The organism is Pseudomonas sp. NPDC008258, from assembly GCF_042956345.1.
Taxonomy (GTDB): domain Bacteria; phylum Pseudomonadota; class Gammaproteobacteria; order Pseudomonadales; family Pseudomonadaceae; genus Aquipseudomonas.
Genome location: NZ_JBIBGE010000025.1, coordinates 33480 through 54642 on the forward strand (window position 1 = coordinate 33480; position 21163 = coordinate 54642).

Sequence of the window (21163 nt, forward strand, 5' to 3'; positions counted from 1 at the left end):
TGATTCATGCCGCAATTCTTCATCGACCGCCCGGTGTTCGCCTGGGTGGTCGCACTGTTCATCCTGCTGGCCGGGGCACTGGCCATCCCGCAGTTGCCGGTGGCCCAGTACCCCAACGTGGCCCCGCCGCAGGTGGAAATCTACGCCGTGTACCCGGGCGCCTCGGCGGCGACCATGGACGAAAGCGTGGTGAGCCTGATCGAGCAGGAACTCAACGGCGCCGACAACCTGCTGTACTTCGAGTCGCAGAGCAGCCTGGGCAGCGCCACCATCACCGCCACCTTCGCCCCGGGTACCAACCCGGACCTGGCCCAGGTCGACGTGCAGAACCGCCTGAAGGTGGTTGAGTCGCGCCTGCCGCGCCCGGTCACCCAGCAGGGCTTGCAGGTAGAAAAGGTGTCCACCGGTTTCCTGCTGCTGGGCACCCTCACCTCCGAAGACGGCAAGCTCGACGAAACCGCACTGTCGGACATTCTTGCGCGCAACGTGATGGACGAAATCCGCCGTATCAAGGGCGTCGGCAAGGCCCAGCTGTACGGTTCGGAGCGCGCCATGCGCATCTGGATCGACCCGGCCAGGCTGATCGGCTTCAACCTCACGCCCAACGACGTGGCCGAGGCCATCGCCGCGCAGAACGCCCAGGTCGCGCCTGGCAGCATCGGCGACCTGCCCAGCCGCAGCACCCAGGAAATCACCGCCAACGTGGTGGTCAAGGGCCAGCTGAGCACCCCCGAGGAGTTCGCCGCCATTGTCCTGCGTGCCAATCTGGACGGCTCCACGGTAACCGTCGGGGATGTCGCCCGGGTCGAAATCGGCGCCCAGGAATACCAGTACGGCACGCGCCTGAACGGCAAGCCGGCCACTGCGTTCAGCGTGCAGCTCTCGCCGGGTGCCAATGCCATGGAAACCGCCACCCTGGTGCGGGCAAAAATGCAGGAGCTGGCGCGTTACTTCCCGGAAGGGGTCAAGTACGACATCCCCTATGACACTTCGCCGTTCGTCAAGGTGTCGATCGAGCAGGTTATTACCACCCTGTTCGAAGCCATGCTGCTGGTGTTTGCGGTGATGTTCCTGTTCCTGCAGAACCTGCGCTACACCCTGATCCCCACCCTGGTAGTACCGGTGGCGCTGATGGGCACCTTCGCGGTGATGCTGGCCATGGGTTTCTCGGTCAACGTGCTGACCCTGTTCGGCATGGTGCTGGCCATCGGTATTCTGGTCGACGACGCCATCGTGGTGGTGGAAAACGTCGAGCGCATCATGGCCGAAGAGGGCCTGCCGCCCAAAGAAGCAACGCGTAAGGCCATGGGCCAGATCAGCGGTGCGATCATCGGCATCACCCTGGTGCTGGTGGCAGTGTTCCTGCCCATGGCGTTCATGCAAGGCTCGGTGGGGGTGATCTACCAGCAGTTCTCGCTGTCGATGGCGGTGTCGATCCTGTTCTCGGCGTTCCTGGCCCTCAGCCTTACCCCGGCGCTGTGCGCCACCCTGCTCAAGCCGGTGGCCAAGGGCGAGCACCATGCACGCAAAGGCTTCTTCGGCTGGTTCAACCGCCGCTTCGAAAGCATGAGCAACGGCTACCAGCGCTGGGTGGTGCAGGCGCTCAAGCGCAGCGGCCGTTACCTGCTGGTGTACGCGGTACTGCTGGCGGTGCTGGGCTATGGCTTCAGCCAGTTGCCCACGGCATTCTTGCCCACCGAAGACCAGGGTTACACCATCACCGACATCCAGCTGCCGCCAGGCGCCAGCCGCATGCGCACGGAACAGGTGGCTGCGCAAATCGAGGCGCACAACGCCGAAGAACCCGGCGTAGGCAACACGACCGTGATCCTCGGCTTCAGCTTCTCCGGCAGCGGGCAAAACGCGGCATTGACCTTCACCACCCTCAAGGACTGGTCCGAGCGTGGTGCCGACGACAGCGCCCAGTCGATTGCCGACCGCGCCAGCGCGGCCTTCTCGCAGCTAAAGGACGCAGTAGCGTTTTCGGTGTTGCCACCGCCTATCGATGGCCTGGGCGAGTCGACCGGCTTCGAGTTCCGCCTGCAGGACCGCGGCGGCATGGGCCACGCCGAGCTGATGGCCGCCCGTGACACGCTGCTGGCCAACGCTGGCAAAAGCAAGGTACTGACCAACGTGCGCGAAGCATCGCTGGCCGAAAGCCCGCAAGTGCAACTGGAGATCGACCGCCGCCAGGCCAATGCCTTGGGTGTGTCGTTCGCCGATATCGGCTCGGTACTCGATGTTGCAGTAGGCTCCAGCTACGTCAACGACTTCCCCAACCAGGGCCGCATGCAGCGCGTGGTGGTGCAAGCCGAAGGCGACCAGCGCAGCCAGGTCGAAGACCTGCTGAAAATCCACGTACGCAACAACAGCGGCAAGATGGTGCCACTGGGCGCATTCGTCCAGGCCAAGTGGGTGAGCGGCCCGGTCCAGTTGACCCGCTACAACGGCTACCCGGCGGTATCGATTTCCGGTGAGCCGGCCGCCGGCCACAGCTCGGGCGAAGCCATGGCCGAGGTCGAGCGACTGGTGGCCCAGCTACCGCCCGGCACCGGCCTGGAATGGACCGGCCTGTCGCTGCAGGAGCGCTTGTCCGGCAGCCAGGCCCCCCTGCTGATGGCACTGTCGCTGCTGGTGGTGTTCCTGTGCCTGGCGGCGCTGTACGAAAGCTGGTCGATCCCCACCGCCGTGCTATTAGTAGTACCACTTGGCGTGCTGGGTGCGGTGCTGGCCGTGACCCTGCGCGGCATGCCCAACGACGTGTTCTTCAAGGTGGGGCTTATTACCCTGATCGGCCTGTCGGCGAAAAACGCCATCCTGATCATCGAGTTCGCCAAGCATCTGGTTGACCAGGGCGTGGACGCCGCCGACGCCGCCGTGCAGGCCGCCCGCCTGCGCCTGCGGCCCATCGTTATGACCTCGCTGGCGTTCATCCTTGGCGTGGTCCCCCTGGCCATCGCCAGCGGCGCCAGCTCGGCCAGCCAGCAGGCCATCGGCACCGGGGTGATCGGCGGCATGCTCAGCGCCACGTTGGCAGTGGTGTTCGTACCCGTATTCTTCGTGGTGGTGATGCGGCTGTCTGGACGACGCCAGGCGCGTAACGCCAGCGCACACGGTGCGATCAGCGAAAGCTGACTGGACAACCCCGGCGTGAAATGGGAGGGTTCCCGGCAATGACTGCCCGGAGCCCTTTTTCATGCCTGAACCATTACTCCCCTGCTCCATCCTCATCCTTGCCGGTGGCCGAGGCCAGCGCATGGGCGGCCGCGACAAGGGCTTGATCGACTGGCAGGGCGAGCCGCTGGTGGCACATGTACAGCGGGTGGTGCGGGCGCTCAGCGATGACCTGGTCATTTCCTGCAACCGCAATCAGGAGGCATACCGGGCGTATGCAGACCAGCTGGTGGGCGATGCGCAAGCGGACTTCCCCGGGCCATTGGCGGGCGTGATTGCCGGGCTCAAGGTGGCACGGCATGACTGGGTGGTGGTGCTGGCTTGCGATGCACCGCTGGTTGACCGGGTGTTGATCGAAGATTTGCTGCGGTTGGCGGTGGCCAATGACAGTGCGGCCATGGTGCGCCAGGGTGGGTATTGGCAGCCGATGTTCAGTGTGCTGCCGCGGCGGGTGCTGCCGGGGCTGGAGCAGGCCTGGGCGGCGGGTGAGCGGAGTTTGCAGAAGGCCTTGCTGTGCGACCAAGTGCAAGCGCTGAGATGTGACGAGGGCGATCGACGGTTGGAAAACTTCAACAGTCCGGACCTTCTGCAGCTTTGAGGTCAATCCCCTACCTCGTCGCTTTTACTCTGCGTCATCGCCGCCTGGCCAATTTTCATAAAGTTTTGTTTTCAACATTGTGGCAAGCCAGAATTATTCATCCGTGATGACTACGCACGATAACTACTAAATTCATGAGCGTTTGCAACCGTGGCGCTAAGTACTCCGAACATTCCTGGCAGCGTCCCTGGGTTCATAAACAAGAAGGTATGAAAATACTTTGAGAGCCGTTCTCTCAGCATCGACAAGTTCACCAGTTTCCCGAACAAGGGTATCGACTACCCCACTGTCCATGCCAGGATTGTTAAGCTCCGCTGCAGTCGCTTTTATCTTGGACTCTAACTGCGCCCTAGAGTGGTTGTGTACAGCTTTCGCATGACCTACCGCCTCAGAGTAGGCGGCAGGATTGCGTTGAGCGAGCCTTTCGTAAGGAGTTTCTAAATACGGCGTTGACGCACTTGTATAAATGGATCTTGCCTCAGGTGACAGCTCCGCTGAAGAGGGTGGCACCCTGTTCGCTGTAACTCCTGCCGCCTGCGCCTGTGAGCCCCCTTCAAGCGGTTGTACCCGCGTTGGCGACGGCGAGCGTCTTGTAGGGCGAACCGAGGCCGGCTGCCTTGGGAACCTTCGCATCGCGCCAGTTGGGTCGGTGTAGTTAACCGGATCACCCTCACAGTAAGCATAGGCGTTTAATCCCCCGTGGCCGAACGGGCTATGCGAATCCGCGCTAAGGAAGCGCTGAATTGACGGGCTGTACATGCGATACCCGCTGCCCAGGGGGTACAGGTGTGCCAGGGGGTCCCCCCATTGGCCATTAAAGCCGAGCATCGTCGCGTGTGAACCGGTATAACCGTACGGCGCATAGGTTAATTTTTTCACACTGTCCGTCCTACGATCGACTCTGAAATGAGCTGTTAGTCTATTCCGACCTGCACCCCACACAAACTAGCAAAATTGCTAGTATTTAACTGTTTAACTCCGCCCCGGAGGTCGGAATGGAGCGTCCATGCTTTACCCAACAGACAACTCCTCGACACTGATTTCACGCATCCTGAACTTCTGCACCTTGCCCGTCACCGTCATCGGGAACTCGTCGACAAAGCGGAAGTACCGGGGCACCTTGAAGTGCGCAATCCGCGCCCTCGCCCACTCGCGCAACTCATCCTCACTGGCAGTATGCCCGGGATGCAGCCGCACCCAGGCCACGATCTCTTCGCCGTACTTGCTGCACGGCACGCCAATCACCTGCACATCCGCTACTGCCGGGTGGGTGAAGAAAAACTCTTCCAGTTCACGCGGGTAGATGTTCTCGCCGCCGCGAATGATCATGTCTTTACTACGCCCGACGATGCGTACGTACCCCTGCTCGTCCATCACGGCAAGGTCGCCGGTGTGCATCCAGCCTTCGCCATCGATGCTTTCGGCCGTAGCCTTGGGGTTGTTCCAGTAGCCGAGCATCACGCTGTAGCCGCGGGTGCACAGCTCACCTATCTCGCCACGCGGCACGGTGTTGCCGTCGGCGTCGACCACCTTGTTTTCCAGACGTGGCTGGGTGCGGCCGACGCTGGTCACCCGGCGCTCCAGGTCATCGTCAGGCCCGGTTTGCAGCGACACCGGGCTGGTTTCGGTCATGCCATAGGCAATCTGCACCTCGGCCATGTGCATCTCACCAATCACCCGGCGCATCACTTCGATCGGGCACGTGGCACCGGCCATGATCCCGGTGCGCAGGCTGGACAGGTCGAATTCGCCCCGCTGCGGGTGGTCCAGTTCGGCGATGAACATGGTCGGCACACCGTACAGCGCCGTGGCCTTTTCTTCCGCCACAGCACGCAACGTGGCCAGCGGGTCGAAGGCATCGTTGGGGTAGATCAGCGTGCTGCCGTGGGTCATGCAGCCAAGGTTGGCCATGACCATGCCGAAGCAGTGGTACAGCGGCACCGGTACCACCAGCCGGTCATGCTCGGTCAGGCCCAGGCTTTCGCCGACCATGTAACCGTTGTTGAGGATGTTGCTGTGGCTGAGGGTAGCGCCCTTGGGGAAACCGGTTGTGCCCGAGGTGTACTGGATGTTGATCGGGTCGTCGCAGCGCAGTTGTGCCTGGCGCTCGGCCAGGGCCTCACGGCTGACAGCCTGGGCGCGGGCCTGCAACGCGTGCCAGGCCAGAAAGCCCGGCGGTGGCGCAGCAGCCAGGCTGACCACGCCGCGCAGTTCGGGGAACCGCTCGCAGGTCAGCGCGCCCGGTTGGCCGCTGGCAAGGCCCGGGATCAGGCCCAGCAGCATGGCGTGGTAATCGGAGGTTTTGAACGCGTCGGCGCAGATCACCCAACGGCAGCCGGACTGGCCGAGGGCGTAGTCCAGTTCGCTGGAGCGGTAGGCCGGGTTGATGTTGACCAGGATCGCGCCGACCTTGGCACTGGCAAACTGGGTAATGCACCATTCGGCGCAGTTGGGCGCCCAGATACCCAGCCGGTCGCCGGGTTGCACGCCCAGGGCCATCAGCGCGCGGGCGTGCTGGTCGACGGCCTCGGCCAACTGCTGCCAGGTGTAGCGCAGGGCCTGGTGGCGGACCACCAGGGCTTCGCGGTCGGGGAAGCGGGCGACGGTGGTGTCGAAGGCATCGCCGATGCATTGGCTGAGCAGGGCTTTGGCCTGGTCGCCCTTGGAGTAGCTTGGCTGGGGCATGGGCGTTCTCTTGTTGTTTTTGTGTTGTCTGGGCCGGCCTCTTCGCGGGCTTGCCCGCTCCCACAAGAAACTTCACAGGACTTGAATAGCGCGCAAATCCCTGTGGGAGCGGGCAAGCCCGCGAAGAAGGCAACACCGGTTTAACGGATAAACACCTGCGGCGTAGTGGTAGACATGTCACCACCCGGCAGCTTGATGTTCTTCACCTTCTCCAGCGTATCCGGGTTGAACACCGCCAGGTCATTGAAAGTGCCGCCCAGGTACAGCTTGTCGCCTTTCTTGTCGAAGGTGACGCAGTAGTAAGTGTGCTCAAGGTTAGCCGCCTTGATCAGCTTGCGCTGCTTGATGTCGTACTTGGCCAGGCGGTTGAGCACGCCGTAGATCTGGTTCGGGTCCTTGGGCGAGCGCAGGCCGGTGAAGTACAGCTCGGTCAGGTCGGCAAATTCCTGGGTGTGGGTCTTGCCAGTTTTCAGGTCGACGCTCAGGTAGCCGTACAGCAGCTCGGCCTCGTTCGGGTCCTGCTTCTCATCCTTGAATTTGGCGATGGTGTACAACATCGAGAACTCGTGGCGCGGGTTCTGGTGCGGCCAGAAATACAGCACATCCGGGGCGCTGTAGCCCTTGCGGTTCCAGTTGCGCAGCGGCAAGGCTACTGTGTATTTGCCGGTTTTCACGTCCATTTTGTAGATGTCCGGCCCGGCGAAATACAGCGTGCCATCGTCGGCAGTGCGCATCAGGTACACCTGGCGCGGCATCGGGAACGTACGCACTGGCTTGGCCTGCAGGCCATCGGTGGTGCTGAACACTTCCAGCCGCGGCGGCTTGACCACGTAGTGGTCGTTCAGCATCTGGGTCGGGTTGACCGTGGCGTACACTTCCTTGCCGTCCGGGCTGATGGCGAACGAGTACATCGACCGGCCCACTTCACCTGCCACGCTCGACAGGTTGGCCCGGAAGGTATTCTTGCAGGTGTCCAGGTCGATGCCGTAGATATCGCCGTAATGGTTGTTCAGCACGTAGGCCGTGCGGTTGTCCGGCGCCATCATCGCGGTGCCGGGGCCGAACCTGTCGGGCATCTTGCAGCTTTTGTAGACCGTGTCACTGGCCACGTCGACCACATGCAGGTTGTTCGGGTAGTTGGTCACGATCATGTATTCGTGCCCAGCCTTCAATGCCGGCCCGGTGTCGTCGGCCTGCGCCAGCCCGGCGCAAGCCGTGGCGGCGATGGTGAGCGCGAGTTGCGCGCAGCGTCCAGCTTTCATGCGGTTTCCCCTTGTCATTCTTGTTGGGCCGGTCACTTGTCTTTCGGGAACACAGTGCCGAGGTTGCGCCAGTCGTCCGCCGAGTTGGTCGCCTGGGCGTTCCAGTCCTGATAGGTGCTCATCATGTCCGGCACCTGGGCCGGCCACCAGCAAGGGTCGGAGCAGCCATACAGGTCGGCTTCCATCGGCTGGCACAGCGAACTCACACCGCCAAAGGCATCCACTTCCCAGCCCGGGTCTGTGGTGGCCGTACAACCGGCCACCGCACTCATGGCCATGACTTCCTCCACGCGGTCTTCGGCGGCGGCTTGTTCGAGGATGCGCGCCTTGTTGTTCAGGGGCTTCAAGTGCTTCATGTCAGTGCGCCTTCCGCGGGGTGATGTAGCGGTCGATGAAGGCCGGGTTGGCGGCCATGATGCGGCTGTAGACCTCGATGCCGAAGTCGACCCAGTCGCGCATCAGTTCGCAATAGTGATAGGTCGGGTGCTGCGGGTCGCCGTAGCGGGCGTAGCTTTCGTGGTAGCAGCCGCCAGAGCACAGGTTGCGGATGCGGCAGCTCTCGCAGCCGGTGTTGCTGCGGTCCAGGCGCTGCGACAGGAAGTCGTTGAGCTCTACCTGCTTCACGCCCTGGTGCACATTGCCGAAGGTCGGCAGGTTGGAGCCGGTGAAACGGTGGCACAGGTTCAACTCGCCCTTGTGGTCCACCGCCAGCATTTTCAGCCCGGCACCGCATGGCAGGGCCTTCTTGTGGCCCTCGTGAATGTCGGTGATCAGCTGGTGCAGGTTGGAGAAGCCGATGTTGCGGTGTTCCAGCGCAGCTTCCAGGTAACGACGGCCCAGCGCCTTCATGTTGGCGAAGACCTCGACCAGTTCTTCGCCGGTGAGGTTGAAGTCGGCCATGTCGCCGGAGGTGACCGGGGCAAAGCCCACTTCGGCAAAGCCCATTTCGTTGAACAGGTGGTTCCAGATGGTCTCGATATCGGTAATGCCACGGGTCAAGGTCACCCGCGCGCCCACCGGGCGGCTGTTGTACCGCGACAGCAGCATGTCGGCCTTGCGCCGCACCACGTCATAGGTGCCCTGCCCGCCCACGGTGATGCGGTTGCGGTCGTGCACGGTCTTGGGGCCGTCGATGCTGATCGACAGGCCAAAGCGGTGGGCATTGAGCCAGTCGATGATCTCTTCAGTCAGCAGCGTGGCATTGGTGGTCATGATGAACTCCACCTGCTTGCCCGCCTCGGCGAACCGCCGCTCGCAGTAGGCCACCATGTGCTCGATCAGCGGCCGGTTGGACAATGGCTCGCCACCGAAGAACACCACGCTGTAGCGCTCTTCGTCGGGCGATTCCTTGAGCAGCATTTCCACCGAGGCTTCGGCAGTGGCGGCGCTCATCTTCTTGCCGGCTGACGGCTTGTCCAGGTCTTCCTTGTAGCAATAGGTGCAGCTGAGGTTGCAACCGGTGTTGACGTTGAGCACCACCGTATTCAGGGCAGTGCGCTCGACCCGCTTGAGGGCGATTTCCGGGGTCAGCGGCGAGCCGTCGCTGACCAGCTCCAGCGCGATCAGCTCGTGCAGGGTGTCCTGGATATCGTTGCCGGCAAACTGCTGGCCAAGGCGCTGCACCAGCTCCTCGGCCGAGCAACCTTGCTGGCGCAGGGTGTCGATGATGCCGCCGGTTACCGCATCGGCGGTGAACAGCGAACTGCTGGGGATATGAAACAGCATGCGGTCGGCGTCGACCTGCACTTCGTGCAGGTTGCGCTCGACAAGATTAAGTAGTGCGCCCATGGCGACCTCCCGATAATCGATCCGTTGGAAAACCGTTGCGCCCGGCCGTTACGGCAGTGGCGGGTTGTTCCAGCGCTGAACGGTGACGATCATGTGCCCTTCGCCGGTCTGGCCACCGTCGGCCAGCGTGGCGATGACCTTCAGGTTGCCAGCGTTGTTGGTCATCATCTTGCGCTCAGGGTTGGGGCCGGCGCCGCCTGGCACGAACACGCCATCGGCCTGCATCTTGCCGGCGAACTTGACGTCTTCGTCCTCGACCGCACGCTCGTTGAACGGCTCAACCTTCCAGGTAGCCGGCAGGTAGCCGATGCGCAGGGGCTGGCCACTGGCATCCTTACCCCAGGCTTCAGCCTCGAAGCGGCCCTGCACTTTCGGTACCGAAGCGCCGTTCTCGCCAATGCGGGCAATGGAGAACGCCGGCACTACCTTCACTTCATCAACCTTGTCGTATACCGCCAGGTTAACGCCCTTGAGCGCGCCAACCGCAACTTCGCGCTGGCCAGGCTTGGCGTCTGCAGCTGCGCGAGCCTTGACCCGCACCAGGGTTGGGGTTTGCTCCAGCACCTCGGTCACTTCCACGCCAGCGCCCAGGTCGGGCTTGCCGTCCAGGCTGCTGCCCACCAGGGTGATTTCGCTTTCGCCGCCCGCCTTGATGAACGCCGGTTGCACCGCCAGCAGGCGTGCCTTGCCTTCCTTGACGGCAGTGAAGTCCAGGCCACGCTCATCGTGCTCAGCCTCGAACATGCGGCCTTTCATTTCGCCATCGAGCGCCGCGAACACCTGGCGCAGGTTGGCATCGCCCACCTTGACGTTGCCGCGCCATTCGTAGCCGTTATACAGGATCGCCGTACCGCTGCCGTTGAACGGCGTGCCGTCGGCATAGGCGCCCTTGACCTCAACCTTGAAGGTGTCGCCCTCCGCTGCTGTGACGCTCATCACCCCGCGCACATCGCCCTTGGCCAGCATGTGGCCGCTGAACGCCCATTGCCCAGGCAATGCGTCGGCCTTGGGTTTGGCTTTCTGCCATTCGGCCCACGCCGCGTTTTCCAGCGGGTAGCGCTTGGCCAGTTCCGGCACCACTTGCTGCAAGGCAATCGGCAGCCAGTCGCGGTCCCGCGCCTGGGCCTGGTATTCGAGGGACGGCCATTGGCCGAGGTGGAAGTTGACCAGGTGCTCCCATTCCTTGGCCGGGCGGCGCTGCAAGGCGACGCGGGCGCCGGAGTGGCAACGGCCACAGGTTTCGCTGAGCTGGGTGTCGAAATGCTCGACAGTATTGAGGCGGCGTTCCATGGCGTAGCGCACACCCTCGGTTTCGCTGGGCGCCAGGCCTTGCTTGTCGGCCAGGTACTTGACCAGCGTGCGACGGTCGTCGTCGCTGATCTGCAGGCCGTGCATCACCTGCATGCGGGCGATGCTCATCAGCCAGCCTTCCGGCGTTTTGCGCTGGTGGCTGATACGGCTGTAGGTATCGTTGCCTTCGGGGATATGGCACCCCATGCACTTGTTCTGCAACAGGCTCGGGCCCTGCTCGGCCGCCATGGCCTGGGTGCTCAGCAGCGCGGCGGCGACCAGCGCCAGTTTGCCCGCATGCCGCCGGAGTCGAGTCGTCTTCAAGGTCAGACCTCCACGGTTGTTGTTCTTATCGTTTTTCGCACGCTTTGGTACAGCAGGTGTGCATGTGACGGTTGTGATACAGGAACTGTGCCAGGTGTTGTAAAAGTGTTGCCTTTCAGGCTTTTAGGTGGTTTCCCGGACTTCGCTGGAAGCAAAGATGGCCAATTGCACCGTGCTATTTCGCGACAGGGTGTTTCATGTTGAGACAGGGCCTGCTGCGCAGGCCTTCGCGGGCATGCCCGCTCCCACAGGAAACTCACCGGCTTCAAATCTGTGCATTACCTGTGGGAGCGGGCGCGCCCGCGAAGAGGCCGGAACAGCCACTGTTCCACCACCGTCTCACACCGTCTCAATGTGCAACAGCGCACGCCTGCAATCACAACCTTGCACCCAGGCAAAACCCAACGCCTTCAACACTTTGCGGCCATTTTCCTACCTTGGCACGCCCATTGCGCTTATGCCCGTCACATCCAATGACAAGAGGCACAGCCCCATGCTTTCCGACCTGCCCATCCTGCCCGCCACCCGCGCCTTTCTCGAACGCAAGCTGAAGATGCGCATCGGCGCCGACTGGCAGGACGCCGCCAGCGGTCGCACCCTGTCATTCCGCAACCCGGCCACCGGCGAAGTGCTGGGTGAAGTGCCTGCCGCCGAGGCCGAGGATGTCGACCGCGCGGTGCGCGCAGCACGCCAGGCCTTCGACGATTCGCCGTGGAGCCGCCTGCGCCCGCGTGAACGCCAGAACCTTTTGTGGCGCCTGGCCGACCTGATGGAGCGTGACGCCCGCCAGCTGGCCGAGCTGGAATGCCTGAACAACGGCAAGAGCGCCGCCGTGGCCCAGGTGATGGACGTGCAACTGGCCATCGACTTCTTGCGCTACATGGCTGGCTGGGCCACCAAGATCGAGGGTAGCACCGTCGAAGCCTCCATGCCGTTGATGCCCAACGACCAGTTCCACGGTTTCGTGCGCCGTGAAGCTGTCGGCGTGGTCGGGGCCATCGTCGCCTGGAACTTCCCGCTGCTGCTGGCCTGCTGGAAGCTCGGCCCGGCGCTGGCCACCGGCTGCACCGTGGTGCTCAAGCCGGCTGACGAAACCCCGCTGAGCGTGCTCAAGCTGGCTGAACTGGTTGATGAGGCCGGCTACCCGGCCGGCGTGTTCAACGTGGTCACCGGTACCGGCCTGAATGCCGGCGCCGCGCTCAGCCGTCACCCCGGCGTAGACAAGCTGACCTTCACCGGCTCCACCGAGGTCGGCAAGCTGATCGGCAAGGCGGCCATGGACAACATGACCCGCGTCACCCTGGAGCTGGGCGGCAAGTCGCCGACCATCGTCATGCCGGACGCCAACCTGCAGGAAGCCGCTGCCGGTGCGGCCACGGCAATCTTCTTCAACCAGGGCCAGGTGTGCTGCGCCGGCTCCCGCCTGTATGTGCACCGCAAGCACTTCGACAACGTGGTGGCCGACATCGCCGGCATCGCCAACGGCATGAAGCTGGGTAGCGGGCTGGACCCGGCCGTGCAGATGGGGCCGTTGATCTCGGCCAAGCAACAGGACCGTGTTACCGGCTATATCGAGCTTGGCCGCGAACTGGGGGCGACCATCGCCTGCGGTGGCGAAGGCTTTGGCCCAGGTTACTTCGTCAAGCCGACGGTGATCGTCGATGTCGACCAGCGCCACCGCCTGGTGCAGGAAGAAATCTTCGGCCCGGTGCTGGTGGCGATGCCCTTCGACGACCTGGACGAGGTGATCGGCATGGCCAACGACAACCCCTATGGGTTGGGTGCAAGCATCTGGTCCAACGACCTGGCCGCCGTGCACCGCATGATCCCACGCATCAAGTCGGGCTCGGTGTGGGTCAACTGCCACAGCGCGCTGGACCCGGCGCTGCCGTTTGGTGGCTACAAGATGTCTGGCGTCGGGCGTGAGATGGGGGCCGCGGCCATCGAGCATTACACCGAGCTCAAGTCGGTGTTGATCAAGCTCTGATCATTCTCCTGATCTGGCCTCTTCGCGGGCTCGCCCGCTCCCACAGGATCACCACAAACCTGAATGCTGTGGTGTCCCTGTGGGAGCGGGCGAGCCCGCGAAGAGGCCAGGTCAGGCAATACAAAAACAACAATAAAAACCATGGAGCAAACCCATGAGGCACACACTCGCCTGCACATTGGCCCTGTTGCTGACCGCACCCGCCACCCAAGCCTACGAGCTGTACAACCAGAACGGCACCACCCTGAACGCCGACCTAGAAGCCCTGTTCGGCGTCTTCCACAGCGACGAAAGCTACAACCAGGCCGGCAACCGCCAACCCGGCAGCACCGCCTGGCAGGAGGGCTATATCAAGTACGGCCTGAGCGGCAGCCAGGCCCTACCCGATGCCGGTGCACTCTACGGCGCCTTCAACCTGCTCAGCTCCGCCACCTGGGGCGATGGCGATGCCGCTGGCCTGACCCTGGGCGACGAGCGCCGCACCGCCATCGAAGACCTGTACCTGGGCTGGCGCTCAAGCAACCTGTTCCCGGCCTTGGGCGAAGACGGCGTGGACATTTCCGGCGGGCGCCAGGTGGTCACACTGGGTGACGGTTTCCTGATCCAGGGCGACCCGGTCAACCTGGGCAAGGTCGACCTGGGCGCCAACTTCGACCGCGGCGGCGCCTACTACCTGGCCGCCCGCAAGGCCTTCGACCGCACCGCCGTGCTGCGCCTGGGCGGCAAGCAAGGCTGGCGCGGCGACCTGATGTGGCTGAAGTCCGACAACCATTACCAGGCCGACACCTCAATGGCGGTGGCTAACCTGGAGCATGTCGGCGACAACGGCACCGTCGGCCTCAGCTGGATCCGCGGTCTCGATGTGGACCAGCGCTACGCGCAGATCATGGGCCTGGAGCACCGCGACGGCATGGACACCACCAGCCTGCGCGGCCGTGGCAACCTCGGCGTGAAAGACCTGGAGCTGGCCGCCGAGTACGTCACCCAGGACAAGACCGGCGGGCGCGAGAACGCCTGGTACCTGGAGGGCAACTGGACGTTCTCCGAACTGCCCTGGACGCCCACCGCCACCTACCGCTACAGCCGATTCTCCGAAGGCTTCGACCCCCTGTTCTATGGCCTGAGCCGAGGTTACGGCACCTGGTTCCAGGGTGAAGTGGCCGCCAACTATGCCGGGCCGTTCAACAAGAACAGCCAGGTGCACCATGTGGCCCTGAAGGGCAAGCCCCGGGACAACCTGACCGTTGGCGCGCTGTACTTCGACTTCGACACCCTGGACACCGACCAGGGCAACCTCGGCGGGCGTGAGCTGGACCTGTATGTGGAATGGATGGTCAACGACCACCTGCTGATCAGCCCGGTGGTGGGGTTCTACAAGCCGGAGCGCAGTGCGGCCAATGGTGGGACGCAATTGGGTGGGACGGACGCCGGGACCTATCTGCAACTGGTGGTTGGGACTTTCTTCTGATTCGAGATTTTGGGGCTGCTTTGCAGCCCATCGCGACACAAGGCCGCTCCCACAAGTACAGCGCTACCCTTCAGACCTGCACGGAACCTGTGGGAGCGGCCTTGCGTCGCGATGGGCCGCAACGCGGCCCCGGCAATCTCAAACCAACCCCTGCTCCAACAACCAGCGCCGCACCATCATCTGCTGCTCACCCGCCAAGCCAGACAACACGGCCTCAACCGGCCGGCCACTGCGAATTTCCCGCACCACAGGCGCCAACTCCACCCCCTGCAAATGCCACACCCCCAACGGCTGGTCCGCCGTCACCACCACCTCGGCTTCGTCCACCAGCCCATCACGCAATACCGGCCGCCGCTCGACCCGCACCACGTTCCAATCCGCAGCCATATGCAACGGCTGCGCATCCGGCCAGCCTTGCCGTCGCCCCCAGAACGGCTGCCCTGCGCGCCCCTGCTCCTGCGCGTAGAAATCCCGCCCGATCCGGGCAAAACGCAAAAACAGCTGCTCGACCCGTTGCTGGTGAAACTGACGCGCCAATGCAGCCCGATCAGGCCTGCGCAGCAACGTATTGATCACCACCGGCGCCTGCAACGCCGAAGACAGCGACTGGAAAATGCCGTTGCCCGACAGTGGGTCAACCGCCATCGCGGCATCACCCACCCGGATCCAGTCCTGCCCAACGCATTCCCCGGCCAGAATCGCAGTACTGCTGCGTGCATGCACCTCTGCCGGCATCAGCGCCTGGGCATCGAACAGTTCGGCCACCAGCGTGCTAAGGCCACGCCGCGCCGCGCAGTAGTCTGCGAGCCCGGCCTTGCCCGGTAGCCCAACGGCGTCCAGCGTGACCTGCCAGTAACAGCGGCCATCCTCAAGCCGCGCCATCCACGCCCAACCATCCTCCAGGCTCTCCACTGCCGAGGCCGGCGCCCCGGGGCTCCCCTGCCAGACATTCAGCAGGCTGACTGTCTCCGGCCCGCGCAGGCGGTCTGCGGCCAGCGGTGCCTGGCGGCCGCGGGCCTCGACAAGGAAATCAGCGACCAGTACCTGCCCATCGTCCAGACGAACACGATGACAGCCCTCGTGAACCACCTCACGCACGCGCCCCTCGACCATGTGCACGCCTGCACGCTGAAGGTCGTCACGCAGCGCCCGGTCAAACCGTTGTCGGTCGAGCAGAAACTCCTGGTTCATGTGCAGGTGCTGGCCATTCCAGTGCACCTGCCGGGTAGCCGGCATGGCCGCCTGGCTCAAGGCCCCGCCAAGGCCCGCATGCCGCAAGCCCTCCAGCACCCGCTGCGAAACCCCCTCAACCGCCGCGAAACGGCGCCACTCGGACACCACCGTCACCGTATAGCCCAGCCGCCGCAGGCCGATGGCCGTGGCAGCACCCGCAGGGCCGGCGCCCAGCACCACGATGCGCGGCTCAGCCATGGCTGGCCCCCCGCCGCTCAGGGCCGATGAACCTTGCGTGAGCGCGCAACCAGTCATGGATCTGCTGGCGATCCATACCCGGCTCGTCACGCAGCAAAGCGGCAATCCTCCCGCTCAACGCGGCACAGCCCAGGCTGGCACCTGCTCTGCCGCCCGCGCCTACATAACCGCCAAAGTCCGCCTGCCGGGTACCAAGCCAGGACCACTCGCCAGGCGCGCAACGCGCATCACCGGTCAGTCGAAGCACCCCAGGGTAGCTAGCCGGGTACACCGGCCCACCCTGCGCCGGGCTGGATGCACACAACAGCACGCCAGCCGCCAGCGCTTCGGCACAGGCCTGGTGCAGCACGGGGCGGTCCTGCTGCAACCCCAGGCTGAGGTTGACCAGCGTGACCCCGGCCTCCACCAGCCACAGCAGCGCGGCCGCCACCTGCAAGGCACTGGTGCTGGCCTGGTCACTGAACACCTGGGCCACCAGCAACGGTACCGCACCGGCTTCGCGTTCCACGCCGGCAAGTACCGCACTGCCATGCCCGAGCCGGTCGGGCAGCATTTCGCCTTCACGCAGTTGGCCGTCTTCCAGCCAGAAGCGCCGGGCGCCAAGCAAACCGTTGGCCTGCTCCAGCGAGCAGCCACTGTCGATGATGCCAACGCGCACGTCAGAGGCCATGCCTGATCACCTCCTGCGCCAGCACCTGCAACTGGCCGTCATGCAGCCGCAAGTGCAGGTCGGCATCGGCCAGGGTGGCAGCCCGGTGGCTGATCAGGATGCGCGTGCGACCGGCAAACAACTGGTCGATGGCCGCGATCACTTCACGCTCGGTGGCTTCGTCCACTGCCGAAGTGGCCTCGTCCAGCACCAGGATCGCCGGAGCCTGCAGCACCGCACGGGCAATGGCGATACGCTGCTTCTGCCCACCGGACAACTGCTGGCCACGCTCGCCCAGCAGGCCGTCCAGGCCCAGCGGCAGGCTCTCGACCAGGCTGTCCAGGCGTGCCAGGCGCACTACCCGTTCCAGTTCTTCACGACTGGCCTCGGGCACACCATAGGCAAGGTTCTGCGCCAGCGTGCCACGGAACAGCACGATGTCCTGGCTGACTACCGCGATGCGCCTGCGCAACGCGGCCAGGTCCAGCTCGCGCAGGTCGGTGCCATCCAGCAGAATGCGCCCGGCGTCCGGGTCGTAGAACCGCTGCAGCAGGTCGATCAGGGTCGACTTGCCCACCCCCGATGCACCGCTGATGGCCACCTTCAGGCCACCCGGCACGCGCACCTGCACGTTGTTCAGCACCGCGCCCTGGCGGCCTTCATGGGCAAAACCCACCCCTTCAAGCTGCAACTCGCCGGGCCCTTCCGGCATAGGCTGCGGATTGGCAGCCGGGCGCACCGCCACCGGCTCCTGCTTCAGTTCCATTACCCGGCCCAGGCTCACGGCCATGCGCTGCACCGCCACATACAGGCCTAGCAAGCTCTGCACCGGCCCTACCGCCATGCCCATGTAGGTGGAAAACGCGATCAATGCACCCAGTTGCCAGGTGCCCTGGATGACCCACCAGCCGCCAACCAGAAACGCGCAGGCGCGGCACCACGAGGTCAGCGTGCCGGGGATGGCCTGGGTGAAGAATTCGGTCACCTGCACCTTGAGCAGCTGGCGCATGTAGCCCTGGCCCAGCTGGTCCAGCCGCCCTGCCTCACGGCCTTGCTGGCCGGCAGCCTGAATGAACTTCATGGCCGGCAGGGTCTCCACCAGGAACGACGACACATCTGCCGAGCGCTCACGCAAGTTGCGCACCTCGCGCTCCACCTTGCGCCGCATCCAGCGCAGCCACAGCACTTCGATCGGCACCAGTAACGCCAGCAGCAGCGACAACTGCCACGACAGCATCAGCATCAAGCCCACCGCCCCCACCAGCCCGACCACCGCCGACACGGCCGAGAACAACGAGTCCACGGCAAAGCGCTGGATCTCCGCCACATCGCCATCCAGCCGCGAAAGGATGTCGCCCATGCGCCGTCGCCCGTAGAACGTTGGCGATAACTGCTGCAAGTGCCGGTAAAGGTCATCGCGTAGGGCAAACAGGATGCGCCCCGACAGGCGCGTGTGCAGGTAGCGGTTGACCCCGGCCAGCACGGTACCCAGCAGGCCCGCGCCAATCATGATCGCCGCCATGTGCCAGAGGGTCTGGTAATCCTTGGCCAACAGCCCCTCGTCGATCAGTGTCTTGACCAGCCAGGGCTGCGCCAGCGCCAGCAGCGAGGCACCCAGCGACAGGCCCAGCAACAGGCCGATGGCACGCCGGTGCGGGCGCACGAAACCATACAACCAGGCCAATGCCTGGCGCATGAGGACAGGGTCGCTGGACTCCACCAGCCTCGCGAACAATGGGCCCATGGTTCAGCCGCGCAACTGTTTGAGCTTGCGGTACAGCGTTGCCCGGCTGATCCCCAGCGCATCGGCTGCCGCCGACACATTGCCCTGGTGGCGCGCCAAAGCGCCGCGGATCATCTCAAGCTCGTTGTCCTTGAGGCTGCCAGAAGGCGCCGTGCCGCTGGCCAACTCGTCCAGCAGGCAATCGGTCAGGTGGTCGAGTGTCAGCACCTGCTCGCCGTCCTCGCGCATGGCCAACGCCGTGCGCACCACCATTTCCAGCTGACGGATGTTACCCGGCCAGTCGAAGCCTTCGAGCAAGGCAGCCAGCGCCGGGTCGAGGGTTACGCCACGGGCTTCGGACTTGTCCAGCAGCCCCTGGATGATCGCGCCCAGGTCGTCCCGCTCGCGCAGCGCCGGCAGGCGCAGCGACACGCCGTTGACCCGGTAGTAAAGGTCTTCGCGAAAGTGCTGCTCTTGCACAAGGCGTTTGAGGTCGCGGTGAGTGGCGCAGATCAGCGCCACATCGATGTCCTGCTCGTCACCCGCCCCCAGCGGCGCCACACGGCGCTCCTGCAACACCCGCAGCAGGCGCGCTTGCAGGGCCAGCGGCATGTCGCCGATTTCATCCAGGAACAGCGTGCCGCCATGGGCCTGCATCAGGCGCCCGACCATGCCGCCCCGGCGCGAGCCGGTGAACGCTCCCTCGCGGTAGCCAAACAGCTCGGACTCGATCAGCCCTTCGGGGATGGCCGCGCAGTTGACGGCCACAAACGGTTTGTCGGCCCGCGGGCTGGCCTGGTGCAACGCCCGGGCGACCACTTCCTTGCCGGTACCGGTCTCGCCCAGCAGCAGCACCGGCAGGCCATTGCCCAGCCCTTGGCGGGCCATGCGCAGGTTGCGCGCCAGGCGTGGGTCGCCACCCGCCAATGCTTCGAGTGCGGGCGACTGCTTGCCAGGCGCCGGTTTGCTTGCCGGCGCACTGCCATTGACCCGGCCATGCCGTGGCAGCTGCAAGGCGCGGAAGTAGAACTCGCCCTTGGCCGTCTGCACGCTGCTCACCCCGCCCTGCCACAGGCGTGCAATGAACGCAGGTGAGCGTTCGCCGAGCAGGTCAGTGCTGCGCCGGCCGATCAGCTCATGGCGTGGCACCTGCAACAACTGGCAGGCACTGTCGTTGGCGGCCAGCACTTCACCGTCCAGGCTCAGCGCCAGCAGGCCGTGCCAGGCACTGTTGAGGTATTGCGGGCGGCTGTGGAAGGCCAGCACCAGTTGCTCGGGGTGGCACAGGCCGAACAGGCGGCTTTCGATGTTGCCGGCGGCCAGCATCAGCGTTGTCAGGCTGTCCTGAGGCTGCGCCATGACCCCTTCGCGGGTGATGTCGAGCACGCCGATCACCTCGCCACGCGGGTCGCGCAGGGGCACGGAGGTGCAGGAAAACGGGCTGAGGCGGTCGAGGTAATGTTCGCCGCAGTTGATCAGCGTAGGGCGGCCTTCCACCACCGCTGTACCTATCGCGTTGGTGCCACGCAGGGTTTCGCTCCAGCAGCTACCCGGTTGCAGGTCGCGCAGGCCCTCGCGGCTTAGTACGTGGGTCTGGCCCTCTATGGCCAGCACGTTGGCCTTGGCGTCGCCGAGGATGATGATGCCAGCCTTGCCCTGACGCGAGACCAGATAGTCGAGTTCGGGGGTAACGGCATCGACCAGCAGGCGGTTGCGCTCCAGCAGGGTACGCAAATCATGGCCGTGTTCCAGGCCGAGGCCAACTTGCTCGCCTTGCAGGCTGTCCAGGCCATGCCCGAGGCTGCGGCGCCACGAGGCGTCGATCTCGTCGCGCAGCATGCCCAGCGGCAGCTCGCCTTCACTCGCCAGTTTCAGGCGGGCCTGGCGGGATTCGTGCAGCGGGTCGTGGGCGTTTGTTATTAGTTGTCGCGCCATTTTCTACTCCGGCTGTGCCCCGCAAGGTGGCGGGAGACGGGCTTGGGAATTTTCCCGCAGTGTGCGGGAGAAATGGCTGGGCGTCATCTGGTAGTGGATGGATTGGGGTGTAGCTGGGCTGGTGACCTGAAGGTGGCGCAAACCCTGTGGGGGCTGGCTTGCAGGCGCCATACACCGCGTCGCCTGCTTCGCGGGCTTGCCCGCTCCCACAGGCTCCGCACCAGGCCTGAGGTCTGCGCTGTACCTGTGGGAGCGGGCGAGCCCGCGAAGAGGCCCTCGAGGTCAATCGATCGGTCTCACCAACACCCGAGTCTCGTCAGACACTCGACGCCGCCTTCTGCCCGGCCAGCAGCTGCCTCTCAACCCCATCCAGCAACGCCTCCACCACCGCCTTGGCCGAATCCAGCCCATGGTCATTGCTCAACAACAGATCACGGCAGGTCCCTTTGGCCAGCTCCAGCGCCTTGAGGTTGGTCGCAAATGCGCCTTTCAGCAGCGTGGACAAATGCACCAGCGCATCTTCGTAGTCCACTCCCGAACGTACGGCAAACAATGGCGGGTGGCTGCATTCACAGGTGGAAAAACTGGAGGCCGCCGTGGTGGCGCGAACGGGAGGATCAGGTAAGCCTTTTGTCATTGTGTCGCTCCTTGATTCACTGGAGCCGCCACACAACGTGACCAAACGAATGGGTGGCGACTGTACGCGGGTTGGTCAACCGGGAATCAAGGAAACCGGCGCGCACGGAGGCGCCCCACGCACAGCCGCCATAAAACGAAACAGCCGGGCACAAAAAAGCGCCAACTGTATCGCAGAGCGGGCGCTTGTGCGCCTTGATGATTGCGGGTGAC

Annotated in this window: 15 protein-coding genes and 1 pseudogene; 4 read left to right on the forward strand and 12 right to left on the reverse strand. The window is 64.3% G+C overall.

All coding sequences use genetic code 11. The features are described 5' to 3' along the window. Positions 1–6: 6 nt before the first annotated feature. Together ACFY9W_RS19810 and mobA are read left to right on the forward strand one after the other, a co-directional pair. Complete coding sequence (locus ACFY9W_RS19810) at positions 7–3135, forward strand: multidrug efflux RND transporter permease subunit (RefSeq protein WP_391133456.1); 3129 nt, start codon at positions 7–9, stop codon at positions 3133–3135. Between the two features lie 61 nt (positions 3136–3196). Then, entirely contained in the window at positions 3197–3772 is a 576-nt protein-coding gene (gene mobA / locus ACFY9W_RS19815; RefSeq protein ID WP_391133459.1) for a molybdenum cofactor guanylyltransferase MobA, read from the forward strand. Between the two features lie 156 nt (positions 3773–3928). Here the strand turns inward: mobA and ACFY9W_RS19820 are convergent, their stop codons facing one another. From ACFY9W_RS19820 to peaA, 6 genes are all read right to left on the reverse strand, one after another. Continuing rightward, on the reverse strand, positions 3929–4714 hold the full coding sequence (locus ACFY9W_RS19820; protein WP_391133462.1) for an RHS repeat-associated core domain-containing protein: 786 nt from the start codon (positions 4712–4714) through the stop codon (positions 3929–3931). A gap of 69 nt (positions 4715–4783) precedes the next feature. Beyond that, on the reverse strand, positions 4784–6457 hold the full coding sequence (locus ACFY9W_RS19825) for a fatty acid CoA ligase family protein (protein ID WP_391133465.1): 1674 nt from the start codon (positions 6455–6457) through the stop codon (positions 4784–4786). A gap of 140 nt (positions 6458–6597) precedes the next feature. Further along, positions 6598–7719: a quinohemoprotein amine dehydrogenase subunit beta gene (gene peaD / locus ACFY9W_RS19830; RefSeq protein WP_391133468.1), complete on the reverse strand. Its 1122-nt coding sequence runs from the start codon at positions 7717–7719 to the stop codon at positions 6598–6600. Between the two features lie 32 nt (positions 7720–7751). Further along, a complete protein-coding gene (gene qhpC / locus ACFY9W_RS19835; RefSeq protein WP_012272119.1) occupies positions 7752–8075 on the reverse strand; it encodes a quinohemoprotein amine dehydrogenase subunit gamma in 324 nt (107 codons plus the stop codon). Position 8076: 1 nt separating this feature from the next. Continuing rightward, entirely contained in the window at positions 8077–9507 is a 1431-nt protein-coding gene (peaB, locus tag ACFY9W_RS19840; RefSeq protein ID WP_391133472.1) for a quinohemoprotein amine dehydrogenase maturation protein, read from the reverse strand. A gap of 48 nt (positions 9508–9555) precedes the next feature. Beyond that, complete coding sequence (gene peaA, locus ACFY9W_RS19845; RefSeq protein ID WP_391133475.1) at positions 9556–11121, reverse strand: quinohemoprotein amine dehydrogenase subunit alpha; 1566 nt, start codon at positions 11119–11121, stop codon at positions 9556–9558. A 493-nt stretch (positions 11122–11614) separates the two neighbouring features. On the opposite strand from peaA, the gene ACFY9W_RS19850 reads away from it, so the two are divergent. Both ACFY9W_RS19850 and ACFY9W_RS19855 read left to right on the forward strand, forming a co-directional pair. After that, positions 11615–13108 carry an aldehyde dehydrogenase family protein gene (locus tag ACFY9W_RS19850; RefSeq protein ID WP_391133478.1) on the forward strand — a complete coding sequence of 498 codons (1494 nt, stop codon included), beginning with the start codon at positions 11615–11617 and terminating at the stop codon, positions 13106–13108. A 154-nt stretch (positions 13109–13262) separates the two neighbouring features. Next, the gene (locus tag ACFY9W_RS19855) at positions 13263–14576 is read left to right on the forward strand and encodes a hypothetical protein (RefSeq protein WP_391133481.1); all 1314 of its coding nucleotides are present in this window, start codon (positions 13263–13265) and stop codon (positions 14574–14576) included. Between the two features lie 138 nt (positions 14577–14714). Here ACFY9W_RS19855 and ACFY9W_RS19860 read toward each other — a convergent pair whose 3' ends face one another. The 6 genes and pseudogenes from ACFY9W_RS19860 to ACFY9W_RS19885 form a co-directional block, all read right to left on the reverse strand. Continuing rightward, positions 14715–16007, reverse strand: a complete 1293-nt coding sequence (locus ACFY9W_RS19860; RefSeq protein ID WP_391133484.1) for a tryptophan 7-halogenase — start codon at positions 16005–16007, stop codon at positions 14715–14717. Then, positions 16000–16677 carry a peptidase S8 and S53 subtilisin kexin sedolisin gene (locus tag ACFY9W_RS19865; RefSeq protein WP_391133487.1) on the reverse strand — a complete coding sequence of 226 codons (678 nt, stop codon included), beginning with the start codon at positions 16675–16677 and terminating at the stop codon, positions 16000–16002. Before ACFY9W_RS19865 ends, ACFY9W_RS19860 begins: the two co-directional genes overlap by 8 nt. Then, entirely contained in the window at positions 16667–18400 is a 1734-nt protein-coding gene (locus ACFY9W_RS19870; protein WP_391133490.1) for an ABC transporter transmembrane domain-containing protein, read from the reverse strand. The genes ACFY9W_RS19865 and ACFY9W_RS19870 overlap by 11 nt, the downstream gene beginning before the upstream one ends. A 3-nt stretch (positions 18401–18403) precedes the next feature. Beyond that, entirely contained in the window at positions 18404–20314 is a 1911-nt protein-coding gene (locus tag ACFY9W_RS19875; RefSeq protein ID WP_391133493.1) for a sigma 54-interacting transcriptional regulator, read from the reverse strand. Between the two features lie 316 nt (positions 20315–20630). Further along, positions 20631–20867, reverse strand: coding sequence for a hypothetical protein (locus tag ACFY9W_RS19880; protein ID WP_391133626.1), 237 nt, complete (start codon positions 20865–20867; stop codon positions 20631–20633). 100 nt (positions 20868–20967) lie between these two features. Then, positions 20968–21163 (reverse strand): annotated as a pseudogene (locus tag ACFY9W_RS19885) (hypothetical protein); the annotation flags it as partial.